This window comes from Psychrobacter cibarius (assembly GCF_904845955.1).
GTDB lineage: Bacteria > Pseudomonadota > Gammaproteobacteria > Pseudomonadales > Moraxellaceae > Psychrobacter > Psychrobacter cibarius_B.
Window position 1 is genome coordinate 40,911 of the sequence record NZ_CAJGYX010000009.1, and the last position, 13,689, is coordinate 54,599.

General features: G+C 43.6%; 8 protein-coding genes, 1 tRNA gene and 1 pseudogene. 8 read left to right on the forward strand and 2 right to left on the reverse strand.

Annotation, left to right across the window (positions count from 1 at the left end):
* Positions 1 to 591 precede the first annotated feature (591 nt).
* The 4 genes from JMV76_RS13645 to hemB all read left to right on the forward strand — a co-directional run bounded on the left by JMV76_RS13645 (position 592) and on the right by hemB (position 8,308).
* Positions 592 to 1,989, forward strand: a complete 1,398-nt coding sequence (locus JMV76_RS13645) for an efflux RND transporter periplasmic adaptor subunit (protein ID WP_060491544.1) — start codon at positions 592 to 594, stop codon at positions 1,987 to 1,989.
* A gap of 34 nt (positions 1,990 to 2,023) precedes the next feature.
* A complete protein-coding gene (locus JMV76_RS13650; RefSeq protein ID WP_201503051.1) occupies positions 2,024 to 5,254 on the forward strand; it encodes an efflux RND transporter permease subunit in 3,231 nt (1,076 codons plus the stop codon).
* Positions 5,251 to 7,062, forward strand: coding sequence for an efflux transporter outer membrane subunit (locus JMV76_RS13655; protein WP_201503052.1), 1,812 nt, complete (start codon positions 5,251 to 5,253; stop codon positions 7,060 to 7,062). Before JMV76_RS13650 ends, JMV76_RS13655 begins: the two co-directional genes overlap by 4 nt.
* Before the next feature lie 238 nt (positions 7,063 to 7,300).
* A complete protein-coding gene (gene hemB, locus JMV76_RS13660; protein ID WP_109589282.1) occupies positions 7,301 to 8,308 on the forward strand; it encodes a porphobilinogen synthase in 1,008 nt (335 codons plus the stop codon).
* Positions 8,309 to 8,414: 106 nt separating this feature from the next.
* On the opposite strand, the gene JMV76_RS13665 is transcribed toward hemB, so the two are convergent.
* Positions 8,415 to 9,392 (reverse strand): glutathione S-transferase family protein, encoded by a 978-nt coding sequence (locus tag JMV76_RS13665; protein WP_201503053.1) that lies wholly within the window; start codon positions 9,390 to 9,392, stop codon positions 8,415 to 8,417.
* A 309-nt stretch (positions 9,393 to 9,701) separates the two neighbouring features.
* Here JMV76_RS13665 and JMV76_RS13670 point away from each other — a divergent pair.
* Positions 9,702 to 9,778 (forward strand) — tRNA-Val (locus JMV76_RS13670).
* On the opposite strand, the pseudogene JMV76_RS15265 reads toward JMV76_RS13670, so the two are convergent.
* Positions 9,729 to 9,971 (reverse strand): annotated as a pseudogene (locus tag JMV76_RS15265) (DUF2938 family protein); the annotation flags it as partial. The gene JMV76_RS13670 and the pseudogene JMV76_RS15265 overlap by 50 nt on opposite strands.
* Positions 9,972 to 10,116: 145 nt before the next feature.
* Between JMV76_RS15265 and JMV76_RS15270 the strand changes: the two are divergent.
* From JMV76_RS15270 to JMV76_RS13685, 3 genes are all read left to right on the forward strand, one after another.
* Positions 10,117 to 10,260: a MerR family DNA-binding transcriptional regulator gene (locus tag JMV76_RS15270; RefSeq protein ID WP_374190065.1), complete on the forward strand. Its 144-nt coding sequence runs from the start codon at positions 10,117 to 10,119 to the stop codon at positions 10,258 to 10,260.
* A complete protein-coding gene (locus tag JMV76_RS15275) occupies positions 10,261 to 10,527 on the forward strand; it encodes a MerR family DNA-binding protein (protein WP_374190067.1) in 267 nt (88 codons plus the stop codon). It begins immediately after the preceding gene.
* Between the two features lie 921 nt (positions 10,528 to 11,448).
* The gene (locus JMV76_RS13685; protein WP_227690414.1) at positions 11,449 to 13,620 is read left to right on the forward strand and encodes a TonB-dependent receptor; all 2,172 of its coding nucleotides are present in this window, start codon (positions 11,449 to 11,451) and stop codon (positions 13,618 to 13,620) included.
* The last annotated feature ends 69 nt before the right edge of the window (positions 13,621 to 13,689 follow it).

A 13,689-nucleotide genomic window follows, 5' to 3' on the forward strand; every position in this document is an offset into this window, starting at 1 on the left:
TGCGGCTAGCAGCCATTAGCTGTTGGTAAAGACCATTAATGAGTAATTGTGTTAATGGTCACAGTTAATAGTTGCTAAAGTTTGTGTTTTGTTGGCAAACCTTATTTATCATTCATTAAAGACCTTACAATCTATATGGTTATGCCATTTTCACAAAAGTTTACAATTATTTCTCATTGACCGTTGTATGACTGTACATTAGCTGTTAATGAAGATGGCGCTTGCCATGACAGCATTTCATGCATTCACAAAAGCTGATATTACGATTTCTAACCATAAATCCTGCGCTCAACTACTTGACTGTGGGGTTATCCCGATAGTTTATAATTACTCGTTAACTTTACTAATCAAGGTTGTGGTTTGGCTACAGCTTTGATGCTTAAGATTCTTACACCGATACTTGATACTTATATCGCTATTAGAGGTTCTAATAGTGATGTTTGGCTAAATTCATATTATTAAGAATAAATTTAGCCGAAAAAGTAAAGATCATTAGAATCAACACCCATTTTTATATTCAATACGCTTAGATTTATTGATAAACTTTTTATACTGTCATTACTTATTTTATACCTATTGCCGAGGACATTGATGAAGCACTCTACTCTTGCGCTTGTAATAGCATCTGTACTATCTGGAGCTGTACTGATTGGCTGTGACAAAAACGAGGACGCCGCTGGCGCAGATGCCGCACAGCAGCAGATGCCGCCTGCGGTTGTTAACGTCCAGACTGTCACGCTCGATACTGTACCCCAAGTGCAGACTTTTTCTGGACGTACCACGGCTTATCAGACTGCCGACGTCCGCCCACAAGTTAATGGCGTTATTGACGAAGTATTGTTCCGTGAAGGCGGCAACGTCAAAAAAGGCCAGCCACTTTATCGTATCAATACTGATAACTACGCTTCTTCTGTCACCAGTGGTCAAGCAGCAGTGCAACAAGCACAGGCAAATTACCAGACAGCACAAGCAAATAATGCCAATGCAAAAGCCGAGCTAGCCAGCCGTCAGGCATCATTGGCACAAGCGCAAAATGATTTACAGCGCTTACAAGGCTTGGTTAGCATCGACGCCATCTCAAAGCAGCAGTATGAGCAAGCACAAACACAAGTACGTACTGCACAAGCAGCGGTACAAAGTGCGGCCGCCGCTGTTGGACAGACACAAGCAGGCATCGAAAGTGCAAAAGCAGGCATTCAAACTGCTCAAGCGGGTTTAGATGCTAGTAACCTAGATCTTAACCGTACCATCGTACGTGCCCCTCTGTCAGGTCGTACTGACCGCTCTAGTGTCACCGCTGGTACTTTGGTCAGCGCAGGTCAAGCTGATCCGCTGGTGACTATCTCACGCTTAGATCCTATCTATGTTGATATCAGTCAATCATCCTCTGAGCTATTAAAACTGCGTCAGCAAATCGCTGAAGGCAAAGCACAGCCGGGTATGAACTCGGTTGAGTTGGTATTAGAAGATGGCTCAGTCTACCCAGCACGCGGCAAGCTTGCTTTATCTGAAGCAAAGGTTGACGAGTCAACAGGCGCTGTGACCTTGCGTGCTATTTTCCCCAACAGCAATAATATCTTGCTGCCTGGTATGTATGTGACGGCGCGTTTGACACAGAGCGTGATTACCAATGCTGCATTGGTACCGCAAAGCGCCGTGATGCGTACACCGAAAAGTGAGACGCAAGTTTACATCGTTGATGAAAATAATAAAATCCAAGTACGTCCTGTCACTATTAATGGCACTTATAAAGGCCAGTGGGTTGTCACTGACGGCTTACAAGCAGGGGACAAGATAGTTGTTATCGGCGGCTCAAAAGTTAAGCCTGAACAAGAGGTGGTCGTTAAGCCATTAGAGAATCCAAACCCAGCACCAGCTAAAGAAGGTGCCCCTAATGCCCAGACGCCGCCGCAAGCTGCTAAAGCGATGGATAAGCCAGCTAGCAAAGATGCCACTGCTCAGAAACCAGCAGAGTCTACCGCTAACTAATTCCATTCAAAGATAGGAAGACTAGGAATATACTATGTCACGTTTTTTTATTAATCGCCCTATTTTTGCATGGGTTATGGCTATTTTAGTCATGCTCATCGGGGTGATATCGGTCATTAACTTACCGATTGAGCAGTATCCACGTATTGCACCACCGACGATTTCAGTCAGCGCAAGCTATCCTGGTGCTAATGCTCAGACGGTTGAAGATTCAGTCGTTCAGATTATTGAGCAACGCATGAAGGGTCTTGATGGTCTGATGTATATGTCGTCATCAAGCTCCTCGAATGGTGCTGCATCCATTACGCTCACTTTCGAAAATGGTACAGATTCTGATACTGCACAGGTACAGGTACAGAACAAACTCCAAGCCGCCATGAGCTCACTACCCGAGTCGGTACAGCGTCAAGGCGTCAACGTTAATAAATCCTCTAGCAGCTTTTTAATGGTGCAAGGTTTTATCTCTGAAGATGGCAGTATGGATCGTGCGGATATCGCCGATTATGTCAACTCAAACGTTGTTGATCAGTTAAGCCGTGTGGAAGGTGTTGGTGAAGTACAAGTTTTTGGTTCTGCTTATGCCATGCGCATTTGGTTAGATCCGGCGCGCTTACGTAGCTATAACATGGTGCCAGCGGATGTGGTTGAGGCAGTACGTGCACAAAACGCCCAAGTATCTGCCGGTCAGCTAGGTCAAGCACCTGCTGATACCAATCAACAGGTTATCAATGCGACTGTCACGGTTCAAAGCTACCTACAAACGCCTGATGAATTTAAAAACATTCTATTAAAAACCGATACTGCTGGCGCAAAAGTGCGTTTAGGTGATGTGGCAGAGGTTGAGATTGGTAGTGCAGACTACGGCGTAGTGTCGCTATACAATGGTAAAGAAGCAGCTGGTCTCGGTATTTCATTGGCGGGTGGTGCAAACGCACTGGAAACTCGTGAAGCTGTTGGGGCTCGTATGGCAGAGCTGGAAGCAAACTTCCCAGCAGGTCTAACATCCGTTATCCCTTATGACACCACACCATTTGTGCGCTTGTCTATCGAACAAGTAGTTATGACACTGCTTGAGGCAATTGTTCTCGTATTTATCGTCATGTTCGTTTTCTTACAGAACTGGCGTGCGACTATCATTCCTACTCTTGCCGTACCTGTGGTACTACTTGGCACCTTCGCTGTACTTTACATCGCTGGTTTTAGTATTAACGTCTTGACCATGTTTGCAATGGTGCTATCCATCGGTCTGTTGGTCGATGATGCGATCGTCGTCGTCGAAAACGTCGAGCGTATCTTGGAGGAAGATCCTGATATTTCCATCAAGGATGCTACCGTACAATCGATGGGCGAGATTAGTAAAATCGTTATCGGTATTGCGCTGATTCTATCTGCCGTATTCGTACCGATGGCATTCTTCGGTGGCTCAACAGGTGTGATTTATCGTCAGTTCTCTATCACCTTGATTACCAGTATGGTGCTATCGGCCTTAGTAGCGCTTATCTTTACCCCTGCCCTTTGTGTGACCTTACTCAAGCGTAGCAAGAGCCATGATAAAGGTAATACAGAAGAGCAAAAAGGCTTCTTTGGTTGGTTTAACCGCTCGTTTTATAAAGTCAGTCGTAGTTACGAGAATTTAGTTGGCAAAAGTTTCCGCTTGAAGTGGCTATACTTAATTCTTTATGCTGCCATTATCGGTATTATGGCAGTGGTATTCTTACGTATTCCCGGCTCGTTCTTACCAGAAGAAGATCAAGGTATTATGTTTACCTTGGTTCAGTTACCTGCTGGCGCGACGCTTGATGAAACGCAAGAAGTGCTCGATAAAGTCAGTGATTATTACAGTACCCAAGAAGGCGATAATATCGCTTCAGTCTTTACGATCGCAGGTTTTAGTTTTGCAGGACAAGGGCAGAATATGGGACTGGCCTTTGTACGTTTATCGGATTGGGCTGATCGTCCCGGTGAAGAAAACACTGCACAGGCTGTCGCTGATCGCGCCATGGGTTACTTCTTTACCCAATTAAATGAAGCCCAAGTATTTGCGATTGTACCGCCAGCCATTACCGAACTTGGTAACGCCAGTGGTTTTGACTTAATGATTCAAGACACCGGTAACCTTGGTCATGAGGGTCTACTCGAAGCACGTAATATGCTGCTTGGCATGGCTGCGCAAAACGACAAAGTCGCAGGCGTTCGTCCAAATGGTCAAGAAGATGCACCGCAGTTAAAAGTGAATATTAATCAAGAGCAGGCCGCTGCTTATGGCTTGTCACTTGCTAGTATTAATAGCGTTATTTCTACCGCTTGGGGCTCAAGTTATATTAATGACTTCGTCGATCGCGGGCGTATTAAACGCGTCTTTGTTCAAGGTGAACCAAGCAGCCGTACCAATCCTGAAGATATTGCTAAATGGTATGTACGCAACGATGTAGGTGAAATGATTTCATTTGATGCGTTCTCTAGCAGCGAATGGCAATCTGGCTCACCGCGTCTGACCCGTTATAACAGCTTACCATCGATGAATATTCAAGGTAGTGCTGCACCTGGTCTAAGTACGGGTGAAGCGATGAGTTCGATGGAAGCAATGATGGAGAATCTGCCTGAAGGTGTGGGCTATGAGTGGACGGGTATGTCACTTGAAGAGCAAAAGTCAGGTGCACAAGCGCCGATGCTATACGCGCTTTCAATCTTGGTGGTGTTCTTATGTCTAGCAGCCTTGTATGAAAGCTGGTCTATCCCCTTCTCTGTGCTATTGGTCATTCCACTTGGGGTATTAGGTGCAGTCCTCTTTACTTGGCTACGTGGCTTTAATAACGATATTTATTTGCAGGTAGGTCTACTCACAGTCGTTGGTCTATCCGCTAAAAATGCTATCTTAATTATTGAGTTTGCAAAAGAGCACCAAGAGGAAGGCTATAGTCTGAGAGAAGCCGTTATGACAGCAGCGCGTCAACGTTTGCGCCCGATTATCATGACCTCGCTTGCCTTTGGACTGGGTGTTGTGCCATTATTTATCGCCACAGGTCCTGGTTCAGGCAGTCAAAATGCCATCGGTACCAGTGTACTAGGTGGCGTCGTGACCGCGACATTGTTAGGTATCTTCTTTATTCCCATGTTTTATATTTGGGTACGTAGTATGTTCCCGTACAAATACGAGAATAATAAACCAAATGATAAAGATGATGGTCATGGTACGCCTGATCCACAAGACCCAACGCCTTCTGAGAATTATCAGCCTGCAAGCTTTGGAGACAATACACAATGAGTGTTCAGAAAACATATAACACCAACTCAGCAGCGGTAGCAAATATTGCTATCACTGCGCAACCAGCGGGCTCACATATGCGCAGAAATGCTGGTCGCCTAATCGGCTTGACCGTTTTAGCGATGAGCATGGCTGCTTGTAACACGATTCCAAAAGCAGATATGCGCCCTGTGCTTGCTGAGCCAAATATCCCTATCGAACAAACCTATGGGGCATTCGATAAAGAAACGGTTAGTAGCGCTGATCAAGCAAGTATTGCGGGTCAACGCTGGCAGAATTTTTATAGCGATGAGCGTTTAAAGGGCTTAATTGCTTTAGGGTTAGAGAACAACAAAGATTTTGAGAGTGCTCGTTTAGCAATCGAGAAAGCACGTGCACAGTATCAAATTACCGATCTTAATGATCTACCAGCGATTAATGGTAATGGTGGATATACGCGTCAAGCACAAAATAGAACCGACAAAAACCCCAACAGTAGCTATAACGTCAACCTAGGCTTAGCTAATTACGAGTTGGACTTTTGGGGTAAAATTGCTAGCTTAAAAGATCAAGCGCTACAGAATTTCTTAGCCACTACAGCGGCCAAAGATTCGACCCAAATTAGCTTGATTAGTAACATCGCTCAGAGCTATGCCAACTTAAGCTATAGCTTAGCGCAGTTAAAGCTGGCAGAAGCCACGGTTGAGAGTCGTGAAAAGTCCTTGTTTATCGCTGATAAACGCTTTGAAGCAGGCATTGATCCGAAGCTGCCATCTTTGCAAGCCAGTGCGTCATTAGAAAATGCCAAACTTGCTGTCCTACGGGCACAAAGCAGCATTTTAAAGTCACGTAACGCCTTGCAGTTCTTGGTAGGTGGACCGATTCCAACCAATCTAATTCCAACACCAGCTGTCAGCAACATCACTAGCCAGCAGATATTTAGTGCAGGCTTACCAAGTGAGTTGCTACGTTATCGCCCAGATGTACTGCAAGCAGAATACAACCTAAAAGCCGCTGGTGCCAATATCGAAGTGGCACGCGCGTCTTATTTCCCATCTATCAGCTTAGCCAGTAGCATTGGGGTTAGTAGCGGCAGTTTAGATGACTTATTCAAAAGCGGCGCTGTCGGTTGGTCGTTTGGTCCAAGCATTAGCGTGCCTATCTTTGACGCTGGTCGCCTAGATGCCAATTACGATGTGGCTAAAATTGAGCGTGAACAAACGCTCGCAGGCTACGAGAAATCTATCCAAACCGCATTCCGTGAAGTGTCAGACGTACTCGCGACACGAGCCACGCTGGGTGAGCAGCTCGAAGCACAATACCGTCTACAAGATAACTTTGAACAAACATTCCAGATAGCAGATGCACGCTTTAAAGCAGGTATCGCCAACTATCTAGATGTGCTAGATGCACAGCGTTCATTGTTCTCAACGCAACAAGGTATTTTGGATTTAGAGCTACAAAAAATTGTGAGCCAAGTCGAGCTATACCAAGTGCTGGGTGGCGGTGCCAATCTGGATGTACCAACGGCGATTCCTGTACCACATAAAAACTTAGTGCAACTAGTGAATCTACCTGCCAATAGCAATAAAGCAAAAGCGGCAAATGCTATCGATGCGGCTAGCTCAGCGCGAGTTGCTTCTGCACAAGAAGCAAACGCCATTAAACAAGCGCAACCATCGGAAACGGCCACCTTTGAGCCAACCGCTGTCGTTGACGTCAATAATGATGGCAAAAAAGACGCTGCCGTAGGAGTGGTTACCAAACAGACGACGTATAACGAAACCAGCGTTGAGCAAGTACCGGTCACGCAGATCGTTGAGCCTTAAACACTCATAAATAGTGTGAGGTGAATTCCTTCACATTGATAGTCGATAAGTACAAAAGCCCTACCGACTTGGTAGGGCTTTTTGCTTTTGTAAGGCGCTTTTAGTTATAGTAGACAAATTAGCTTACACATACTTTTATCCACTTATTAATGTCCGTTCTATAAAAAAATATGCTTCAAAACAGCTTATTTAATCAAGCTGATAAATAACAATGACTAAAATCAAATGAGGACAAATCATGACTTATACCTTTAACCGTCAATTCCCTGAAACGCGTCTACGTCGACTACGCTACAACGATAACGTACGCGCGATGATTCGTGAAGTTGAGCTGCATCCTAAGCACTTTATCGCCCCTGTCTTCGTCTTAGAAGGCAAAAATAAGCGCGAAGCAATCGCTAGTATGCCAGGCGTTGAACGCTTATCGATTGACCTACTGATCAACTATGCCAAAGAATTATTAAGCGAGGGCGTCACTACCATCGACATCTTCCCTGTTATTGATAATTCCTTAAAAACACCCGACGGTAAATCAGCTTATGATGAAAATGCCCTTACTGCTCGTACCGTAAAAGCGATCAAAGATGCTGTGCCTGAAATGGTGGTAATGACCGATGTGGCGTTAGATCCTTATACCTCACACGGTCAAGATGGACTGCTGGATGATTCAGGCTATGTGATTAATGATGAAACGGTCGAAGTATTGGTCAAGCAAGCATTGGTACATGCCCGCGCTGGCGCTGATATCATCTCGCCTAGTGATATGATGGATGGCCGTATCAAAGCCATGCGTGACGCCTTTGAAGCCGAAGGCTTTGTGAATACCGCTATCATGGCTTACTCTGCCAAATATGCTTCTGCATACTATGGCCCGTTCCGTGATGCCGTCGGCAGTGCTGGCAACCTAAAAGGCGGACACAAGAAACAGTACCAGATGGATTTCGGCAATCGTGCCGAAGCGTTGCACGAAGTGGCGATGGACATAGCCGAGGGTGCAGACATGGTCATGATTAAGCCGGGTCAGCCGTATCTAGACCTTATTCGTGAAGTTAAAAATACCTTTGGCGTACCGACCTTTGCTTATCAAGTGTCTGGTGAATATGCGATGCATATGGCTGCGATTCAAAACGGCTGGCTAACCGACGCGGTGATTTTAGAATCGTTGATTGGTTTCCGCCGTGCGGGCGCTGATGGAATTTTGACGTATTTTGCGCTAGAAGCCGCTCGTCAATTGAATAATGCGTAATATAAATTAAGCAGCTTTTTATTTATACCGTCAATTTATCGCGCCAACTGTGATCAAGCAGCTGGCGCGATTTTTTATTGGTCTTATTTTAATACCTCAATAGAACTTATAAACGTGTACGCTCGTGTGGCTCATTAAAATCAAGCACTGGACCAACAGGAATGATACGCGTGGGATTGATATTGGCATGGCTAGTATAATAATGCTGCTTGATATGATCGATGCTTACCGTCTCTGCAATACCCCGCACTTGATATAAATCACGTAAATAACCCCAAAGATTGGGATAATCAACAATACGGCGAATATTACATTTAAAGTGTCCGACATATACCGCATCAAAACGCACCAGCGTAGTAAATAAGCGCCAATCCGTCTCAGTAATCGTATTGCCTAGCAAATAACGCTGGTCTGTCAAACGTGCCTCTAGCGTCTCTAATGAATCGAATAGCTCCGTCACTGCTTCTTCATAGACGGATTGTTTGGTGGCAAAACCCGATTTATAAACCCCATTATTAATCGCATCATAAACAAATGCATTGATCTCATCGATTTCCGCTATGTAATCTGCTGGTAAAAAATTACCTGCTAGTGCCCCAACCTCATCAAAAGCTGAGTTAAACATACGAATGATCTCAGAGGACTCATTACTGACGATGGTATTGGTTTTTTTGTCCCATAATACTGGCACCGTCACCCGTCCTGTATAGTCAGGCTTTGCCGCCGTATAAATCTCATATAAGTAATTAGCATTTAAAATAGGATCAGCAATCACGCCCTCGCCCTCTGCAAACGTCCAGCCCTTATCGCCCATAAATGGATGCACCACTGACAGCGAAATCAGGTTTTGCAAACCCTTTAGCTGACGGTAAATAATGGTACGATGTGCCCAAGGACATGCAAGCGAGATATATAAATGATAGCGATCAGCTTCGGCTTTAAAACCGCCAACACCTGACGAGCCTGCGCTGCCATCGACCGTGACCCAATTTCTAAAGCCGGCATCTTCTCGCTCAAAGCGTCCACCGCTCGCCTCCGTGTCATACCATTTGTCTTGCCATTGACCATCAACCAACAGCCCCATATCACTCTCCTCTACATTCTATTTTGATATAATTTTTGTGAACTATGAGTACTGTGAAACTATTATCACAATCCTCACTTTATTTTGAGAATGATGATACCAGTTATATATCACCTAGCTATTAGGGTTTGTGGTTCTACTGACAATAAAAAATAAACCAATTTCAATCACTATTTAATATAACTACATAAAAAAATATTAAAAGTCACTTAATATAAAGTGTGATAATCATTATTATGCTAATAAAAAAAATTATTAGAAATAAAGCTTGTAAAATCTCAAAAACTTGATAGAATACTCAACCTAAATAGGCGTATAGCTCAGTTGGTTAGAGCGCTACCTTGACATGGTAGAGGTCAGCAGTTCGAGTCTGCTTATGCCTACCAAATATTTAGAAAGCCCCAATCTCACGATTGGGGCTTTTTTTGTCTGTAAAATATGAGCTGTCCAACCAATAAAAAGATCACCATGAATAGTATTATATTTTGCAGTAGCGTCATGACGGAATTGCCCTTGACCCATGTAAGCAATCCAACGCCCCACTATTCCCCAGTTGCTCGGTGGAATATTAAATAAATACTTCCTGAGTAATGATCATAAGTCCATCACAGCGGTAGCGCCAATACCGATTAATATTATAAAAACGACGTTATCCATGATGACTCTCTTACTGGTTCCAGTATCAATGTGATGATTACATACAATTTTAAGTCAAGCGGGCATTATGGATATTTCGCAGATTGCTAAACAGTCTGGTGTTCCTGCTTCAACGTTACGATTTTATGAGAAAAAATGCCTAATTCGCTCTGTTGGTCGGCACTGTATCCGCCGAATTTTCAGCGAAGATATATTAGAGCGCCTGGCCTGAATTGCTTTAGGACGTGTTTCAGGGTTTTCACTGGAAGAGATTGCTGGGATATTAGGGTCTGGAAAAACCCTAGATGTTGATCGAGATTTGTTGCTGAACAAAGCCTCTGAACTGGATGAAACGATTCAAAAATTAGTCGCTATCCGTGATGGGCTGCAACATGCTGCAACTTACACAGCGCCTAGCCACTTGGAGTGTCCGAGGTTTCGACGTCTAATGAATCTAGCAGCCACTGGCGCTATTAAAGGTAACACCTTGCATAAATAAGCAATAGAGCCGATTTTACTAGGTGATTAGGTCAATCAAATAATATTGAACTGCTTAACAAATACACTGCGCTTATCCAAAAAACCTAGATTACTAGTATCACCTGCCTACGTTCTCTCTATTCAATTGTGCCAAACGTATAGAGTAGCGTTAGTAAATAAAGACAAACCTACTCTAAAGCCTGCCCCTTCATACGATGTTTGTTCTTCGCAACTGCCGTTAAAGCTAAACTAGCTATTTTTTATTCAAGTTATCACTCAAAGTTGGTTTTAAACTTCCAAAATATAACACTTTCAGCCATATGAAATCCTAAACTCTGGTGCTGAAGTCCTGCAAACTGTCATTAGTCCAGACGATCTATTGTTGATTTATTGCCTACCGTTTCCATTTCTTATTTCTTCAAAGACTGGCTTACAAAGTGCTCTATATTTCAGACGTATCAATTCATTGACCAGAGATCTATAAGGCTTTTTATGATTGATATTCTCCTGAACCATAGCTCTTAACACATTCATTTTTCTAACTTTCGACATACTCATTATTATCTCAGTACCAACACATTCATTGAATGACTGTGACATTTATCACTCACAAAGAAAGTCAAATATTGAAGTTACCTTGTGTAAGCGTAGCTAATATGAACACCTTACTGAAATATAAGGTTTGTATATCGTTATGTTATATTATAACATAACGAAGATATTTACTTTTATCGTTATTTATCCCTATATAACTTCTTATTTTGGTAATCTCATGTCTACAATTTTTCACATCAACAGATTAAGAGAACCTGATTATACTCCTGTGTCTTCAGTTAATTTTAGTATTCGCCGGGTAACGACTGTATTCTCAGTAACGACAGCTTTAGGTATGGCAAGTTTGTCAGTAAATGCGAAGGATACGATCGTAGATATCAAACCTATGACATCCCCATCTTTTCACCTAAACTCTCCTGATACGACCCACCCTTCGGTGACTCTAGACACCATAGTGGTGACGTCTAACCCTTTATTGCCACAAGCGAATGAAATGGCAACCGCAACCAGTATTGTTACTGGCGATGTGCTCACTACTCAGACAAGCAGTACGCTTGGTGATGCACTAGCAAATGAAGTGGGCGTGTCTACTGATAGTTTTGGACAAGGTGCAAGCCGACCCATTATTCGAGGGCAAAGCGCACCGCGTGTCCAAGTCATGCAAAATGGTTTGAACGTACAAGATGCGTCACAAATATCACCAGACCATCAAGTGGCGGTACCTGTACTAGGTGCCAAACAAGTTGAAGTAATCAAAGGCACGTCAGCGTTGATGTATGGCGGCGGTGCTATAGGCGGTGTGGTCAATATCGTCAATGACACTATCCCTAAAGAAAAGCCTAAAAACAACATCAGCGGAAAAGTGGCATTGATTGGTCAACAAGCCACAGATGGTTATTTGGGTTATGTAGAACTCAATGGCAGTATCGGTGAAAACTGGTTATGGAGTGGGTATTACCAAAAGACGGATAAAGGCAATATCCAAGTACCACATTTGGATACCGATGAGATTGCCAACAGTTGGTACACGCAAGACAATGGTAGCATTGGCTTGTCTTATGTGACTGATATGGGCTATATCGGTGCATCATATCAGCGCCTATCCTCAGAATATGGCTTGCCCTTTCATGTGCATAATGAATGCTCACCTGATAGCGCACTGACTCACCAACTGAGCTGTGAGGCGGATCACGAACATGACCACGATCATGGTGAAGCGCCCTATGTCGATATGACGTCAAACGTCTATCAGCTCCATGCAGAGCGAAAATTACCCATGATAGGCGTCGATAGCATCAATACGAAACTCAGCTATACCGATTATCGTCACGATGAAATAGATGAAGGTGCGGTGGGCACAACTTTTGAAAACAAAGCCATTAGCGCTAAAACGCAAGCCACGCATAGCACGTATAAAACAGGCAATCTAGGCTTTATGAAAGGTGTGGTCGGTCTAGATTACACAAACAGCCGGTTTTCTGCTGTTGGGCTAGAAGGTTATTTGCCGCAAACCGATCGTACACAAGTCGGTTTATTCTTCATTGAACGACTCACGCCTGATTATTTTGGCACAAAAATACAGAATGCTGATAAATTTGCAGGACAACCATTATCTGCAAGTGATGCCCATGCTGGTCATAATCATGGTGAGACGACGAACGACGCTCCCCTCGATACGTCTAGTATTTTAAGAAAACAAGGCAAAAGTCCTTGGTATATTGAGTTTGGCGGTCGTCAAGATTTTCAAAATCTAATAGATAACGACAATAACATCGAAAAAACACATGCCGGAACATCTGTCAGTTTAGAAGGTGGCAAATATCTTACGCCTAATACGCAGTTGTCAGCCAGAATCAGTCATTCTGAAAGACTGCCTTCTCCACAAGAGTTATTCTCTAATGGCGCTCATCTTGCAACCAATACTTGGGAGCGTGGTAATGGGCAATTAGAAGAAGAATCTACTGATGGCGTGGAATTCACTTTGCGTTACGACAATGGCAATCGTTTTGATAGTAGTATTTCTGTCTTTTATAACGACAGCGCAAATTATATTTATGCAAAAACTCAAGACATTGCTACTGAAGGAGAGTCTGCTGGTTTCCGTTTAGTGGATTATGTCCAAAGCGATGCCAAGCATTATGGTGGTGAAATTCAATCACGCTATTATCTCAATGATAATATTAGTATTGGCAGCTTTGCCGACATTGCACTCATCACGCTAGATGATAGAAGCCTTACACGGAAATACGCACCAAGATTGGTAGCGCCCCGTATTGGTGGTGATATTACCTCTCAATTTGGTCAGTTTGACTTGGTGCTGTCTGGATATCATCGTTTTGAGCAAGATCACATTGCTGATTTTGAAACCAATACGCCGAGCTACAACATGGTTGATGCCAAGCTTGTCTATCACAGTTCGAGCGCTCATGATTACACCGCTTTTTTTCAAGTCGAAAATATTCTAAACGAGCTTGCCTATAATCATGCCTCTTATTTGGCTGAACAAGTGCCAATGCCAGAACGCTCGTTAAACGCAGGTATCACCTATAACTTCTGACAGCTTACTCTCTTTTCATTAGTCACCAGTAACTAGCAATCCGTAATCAATTGTCATAAGCCTCATAAC

What these genes read in the sequence shown, in the direction of transcription:
- JMV76_RS13655 (WP_201503052.1), top strand. Translation starts at nt 5,251, where the DNA reads ATGAGTGTTCAGAAAACATATAACACCAACTCAGCAGCGGTAGCAAAT.
- JMV76_RS13685 (WP_227690414.1), top strand. Translation starts at nt 11,449, where the DNA reads ATGACATCCCCATCTTTTCACCTAAACTCTCCTGATACGACCCACCCT.
- JMV76_RS13650 (WP_201503051.1), top strand. Translation starts at nt 2,024, where the DNA reads ATGTCACGTTTTTTTATTAATCGCCCTATTTTTGCATGGGTTATGGCT.
- JMV76_RS15270 (WP_374190065.1), top strand. Translation starts at nt 10,117, where the DNA reads ATGGATATTTCGCAGATTGCTAAACAGTCTGGTGTTCCTGCTTCAACG.
- JMV76_RS13665 (WP_201503053.1), bottom strand. Translation starts at nt 9,392, where the DNA reads ATGGGGCTGTTGGTTGATGGTCAATGGCAAGACAAATGGTATGACACG.
- hemB (WP_109589282.1), top strand. Translation starts at nt 7,301, where the DNA reads ATGACTTATACCTTTAACCGTCAATTCCCTGAAACGCGTCTACGTCGA.
- JMV76_RS13645 (WP_060491544.1), top strand. Translation starts at nt 592, where the DNA reads ATGAAGCACTCTACTCTTGCGCTTGTAATAGCATCTGTACTATCTGGA.